The organism is Microcoleus sp. PH2017_08_TRC_O_A, assembly GCF_020738665.1.
Classification (GTDB): domain Bacteria; phylum Cyanobacteriota; class Cyanobacteriia; order Cyanobacteriales; family Microcoleaceae; genus Microcoleus.
Genome location: NZ_JAEQCE010000033.1, coordinates 1 through 4,655 on the forward strand (window position 1 = coordinate 1; position 4,655 = coordinate 4,655).

The following is a 4,655-nucleotide window of genomic DNA, read 5'->3' on the forward strand; positions in this document are numbered from 1 at the left end:
GGCAAGATGCCCATCCCACAAAATAAACAATTTGGGACGGGCAAGATGCCCATCCCACAAAATAAACAATTTGGGACGGGCAAGATGCCCATCCCACAAGCAAAAAAAAATTGTGGGATGGGCATCTTGCCCGCCTAGATATTTTTGGAAGAGATCAAATGAGTTAAATAGGGTGCGTCAGCTTGGCAAATTTTTGCGACAAATTCACAATCTCATTCTGACGTACAATTTGTTAGCTGGTGCGTCAGAATGAGATCGTCTGTGAGGATTCAGAATTATTTTTGCTGACGCACGCTACGGCTAAGACTTGAAAGTACCTGAACAATCAGGCTCGATCGCAAACCAAGCAAAACCGCCGTCGCAAAGGAACCAAATCAGATTATGCTATATGCAGAGATATCCGGGCAATCCCATGTGCGGTATATAGATCCTATAAAAATATTAAATTAAAGTCGTCGGAGCCTTTAATATGGTTCAGTTTCATATTCAAACAGATAGCGAGATCCCTGCATCTACGCAATTATTCAATCAAATCAGGTTTGCGATCGCCTCGCGCCAGTTTCCGCCCGGGCACCGCTTGCCCAGCACGAGGCAGCTAGCGATGCAGACGGGTTTGCACCGCAACACCATCAGCAAAGTATACCGACAACTAGAAAATACCGGACTCGTAGAAGCCCAAGCCGGATCGGGGATTTACGTGCGCGCCCAAGGGCACGAAGGCGGCAGCAAACTCAAATCCCCGATTCTTGATGAATATCCCCTTGCCAATAAAATAGTGCAAGAAAGTATGGATCAACTGCTGGGACAGGGCTGTACGCTCAACCAAGCTAGGGAATTATTTTTGGCCGAAATTGACTGGCGACTCCGGTGCAGCGCGCGGGTGGTCGTCACAGCCCCCACAGAAGACATCGGCGTGGGTGAGCTGATGGCGAAAGAACTGGAACAAGCTTTGCGGATTCCCATCCAGTTAGTGGCGATGGAAGATTTAGGTACTTTTCTGGATAACATCTCTGCGGGAACTGTAATCACCAGTCGTTATTTTATCGGACAAGCGGAATTGATTTCGGCGCCGCGTTCGGTGCGAGTGATTCCCGTAGACATCTATGATTATGTTCAGGAAATCCAGTTAGTGGGGAGTTTGCCGAAGGATAGTTATTTGGGTATCGTGAGCCTAAGTTCGGGAATGTTGCGATCGACTGAAGTGATTATTCACAGTCTCCGGGGCGAGGATTTGCTGGTGATGACAGCTTTGCTGTCGGATGCCTACAAGATTAACTCGATCGTGCGATCGGCTAGAACTATTTTCTGCGACCAACCGAGTTTTGCTACAGTAAAAGCTGCCATTAACGCGGCCCGAGAGGATATTATTCGTCCCCCGCAACTGGTATGCTCGGAAAATTACATCGGCTCTAAGTCGATTAATTTACTCAAGCGCGAGTTGGGCTTGGGATAGAGTTGACAGTTGACAGTTGACAGTTGACAGTTGACAGTTGACAGTTGACAGTTGACAGTTGACAGTTGACAGTTGACAGTTGACAGTTGTAGGGGCAGTGCCCCGTGAGAGCCCTCTTAGTTGACAGTTGACAGTTGACAGTTGGTAGTTGGTAGTTGTTATTCCAATAACCAGTAACCAATAACCAATAACCAATAACCAATAACCAATAACCAATAACCAATAACCAATAACCAATAACCAATAACCAATAACCAATAACCAGTAACCAATAACCAATAACCAATAACCAATAACCAATAACCAATAACTAATAACCAATAATCCATGCCAATTGAAATCCAACCTTCAATTAATGTTAAAACTGCGATCGAAAGCCGGCGGGCCGCGCGCAGCTTCAAGTGCGATCCGATTCCCCCAGCAATATTGGCAGAGATTTTGCGCTTGGGAGTGCGATCGCCCTCCGGTTATAATTTGCAGCCTTGGCGGTTTATTGTACTTAAAGATCCAGCCAGCAAAGAAAAATTAAAAGCTTGTGCCTTCGACCAGCGGCAAGTGGTAGAAGCCCCGATCGTGTTAATCTGTTGTGGCGATCGGCGCGCCGCCCAACCCGAAAACACCGAAGCCGTCATCGAATTGGGCAAAGCCGTAGGTGGAATGAACGAGAATTTAGCTGGTTATATGCGACAAGCAATCCCGCAATTGTTCGAGAACCATCCATGCTTTGAGTCCGTAGAAGCTTGGACAAACAGACATACAATGCTCGCAGTAGCTCATTTAATGATTGCAGCTAAAAGCTTTGGAGTAGACAGTTGTCCGATGGAAGGTTTTGTCGCAGCTAAGGTGAAAGAAGCCTTTCAAATTCCCGCAGAAGTAGATGTATGCTGTTTGCTACCGCTTGGTTATGCAGCAGAACCTTTGAAACAATACGGCGGCCGTTTTGATGTGACTCAAGTTTATTTCAGCGAAAGTTATGGAGAGGCCTTGCAAGTTGAAATTTGAGAGTTAAGATTTGAGAGTTGAGATTTGAGACTTAAGATTTGCCTGAGTTTGTGCAAAAGTTCAAACAAATCAGAATACCGACTATTTTGCAATTTCACAATCCGAAATTGCAATCTAAAATCTAAAATCTAAAATCTAAAATCTAAAATTTCAAGTGTGGTGATAGTAGACAGAGGAGGAAAAAATATGACAGTAGCAGCGCGACAAAGCAAGGCACAAATTCTAGAAGTAGAGTTACAAAAGCACTTGCAAGCAGCCGGATTTAAAAATTTACCGCTTTATATCAGTTGCGATTTTCGAGATGACTCTTTAACTGTCGTGGGAGAACACCCGCGCAGTTTAGTTCTCAAAGCTAAACCGACTTTTGCGGTGCTAGAAGCAGCAATTCTCGAAATAGAACCGGAATCGATTCAACAGATTGGACTTTGCCTCAAAATCACCGGGCAAAAACAGCCTTATGCTTTCCATTCTTTTACCATGCACAACCCTGTTTTGTCAAGACCCAGAACAGTGGAAGTGCTAAAAAAACCCGAGAAGCAACCCGCAGCAGAAACGGGGATAGTTTTAGCCGAAAATGCTGCTGAGACGGCGGATGTAGCGGAGGAAATGCCGTTAGAAACGGATGTTAAAAATGCGGGCGGTGATGAATATTTCCCTAATTTTTCCGAGAGTTCCAGCGATTCCGATCCGATCGCCTTTAAGGTAGCTGCAATCCCGGAAAATATCGCAGAAAATCCCTTCGATGCGCTGGATATGGAAGCGGTAACAGTCGCCGAAACGCCGAAGACTTCACCGTTTACGATGTTGGTGGCGGCCGGAATGGTAAGTCTGGTGGCGGTGATTTTGGCGGGCGGTTATTACCTGCTGAGTCGCCCCTGCGTCATCGGAGAATGTACTGCATTAGCCAATGCCAAACAGTTGAGCGACAATTCGGCGAAGACTCTGAAAACTTCCAAGGTTGCTAGCAGCCCGGAAGAGGCGCAGGAACAGTTAAAACAGGCGATCGCACTTTTGGAACCAATTCCGGCTTGGTCAATTCATTGCGGCGAGGCTCAAACTGCGATCGAAAAATATCAGGAGCAAAGTCAAAATATCACATCTGCGATCGATGCAGCGCGCCTCGCACAGTCGGCAGCCGGGAAAACCCAAAATCGGCCTGTTTCCGAACAGAGCTTGCAGCAAGCCGAAACATTGTGGCAAAGTGCGATCGGCCAACTCGGAGAAATCCCCACAAGCAGCCCAGTTTATCCATATGCTCAGACAAAGGCGAAGGAATACCGAAAGAATTTAGCCACTGGAAATCGGCAATTAGGCACAGAAAAACAAGCCGAAAAACTGTTGATCGCCGCCAAAAGTGCAGCCCAAATAGCAGAAGCTCGGGAAGCAGTAGCTCAGACATCGCAGACATGGGGACAAGTGGAAGCAGGTTGGGAAAAAGCCCTAGGAATTATATCAGAAATTCCCAGCAACACGCAATCTTATCAACTAGGTAGATTGCTAGTTCCGAAATACGAAACCAAGCTTTCACAAGCTCGCGAGCGCCGAAATGTGGAAGGAATTTCGGAAAATGCCTACACTCAAGCTGTGACTTTAGCAGCGGAAGCTCGAATTTTTGAGGGCAAAAACGGCTGGTTTAAAGCATCGGAAAACTGGCGAAGAGCTTTGAGTTATGCGGAGCAAGTTCCGACGGCTACTTCCTATTCCCAAAAAGCCAAACCGCTGATAGAATCCTATACAACATCTTTGCAGCAAGCGGAAGTTAAGTTGCGGGAAGAAAGAAACTTGCAAAAAGCGCGCACGGATTTGGATAGAACTTGCAAAGGCAAGCCAAAAATTTGCGATTATACTGTTAGTAATGGTTTGATTGCGGTGCAGATGAATTCTGATTACGTGCAGAAGTTGCAACAAACTTTCATTCAGGCGAATAACAATAATTCTGCGAAGAGTCGCCAAGCTGTGGAAAAGCACGTTGCTACTTTGCAAAAGGCCTTGGAGGCGATCGCGGAAAATGCGAAAATTCCGATGCAGGTGTACGATGGCGAAGGCAAGCGGATTGCGAGTCACGAACCGAAGTAATGGCAGCATCTCATGTTTGCAGTGCAGGTACGTAGTTGCGCTTCAGCGCTCCGGAAAGGTACGTAGTTGCGCTTCAGCGCTCCGGAAAGGTACGTAGTTGCGCTTCAGCGCTCCGGAAAGGTAC

The 4,655-nt window shown here is 46.6% G+C and carries 3 protein-coding genes; all 3 read left to right on the plus strand.

The window, feature by feature from the left end; genetic code table 11:
• The first annotated feature begins 469 nt into the window (after positions 1-469).
• The 3 genes from JGK22_RS13610 (at position 470) to JGK22_RS13620 (ending at position 4,531) form a co-directional block, all read left to right on the plus strand.
• Positions 470-1,453 (plus strand): GntR family transcriptional regulator, encoded by a 984-nt coding sequence (locus JGK22_RS13610; RefSeq protein WP_293186711.1) that lies wholly within the window; start codon positions 470-472, stop codon positions 1,451-1,453.
• Between the two features lie 327 nt (positions 1,454-1,780).
• Complete coding sequence (locus JGK22_RS13615) at positions 1,781-2,455, plus strand: nitroreductase family protein (RefSeq protein WP_293186709.1); 675 nt, start codon at positions 1,781-1,783, stop codon at positions 2,453-2,455.
• A gap of 186 nt (positions 2,456-2,641) precedes the next feature.
• On the plus strand, positions 2,642-4,531 hold the full coding sequence (locus JGK22_RS13620; protein WP_293313021.1) for a hypothetical protein: 1,890 nt from the start codon (positions 2,642-2,644) through the stop codon (positions 4,529-4,531).
• Positions 4,532-4,655: the final 124 nt, after the last annotated feature.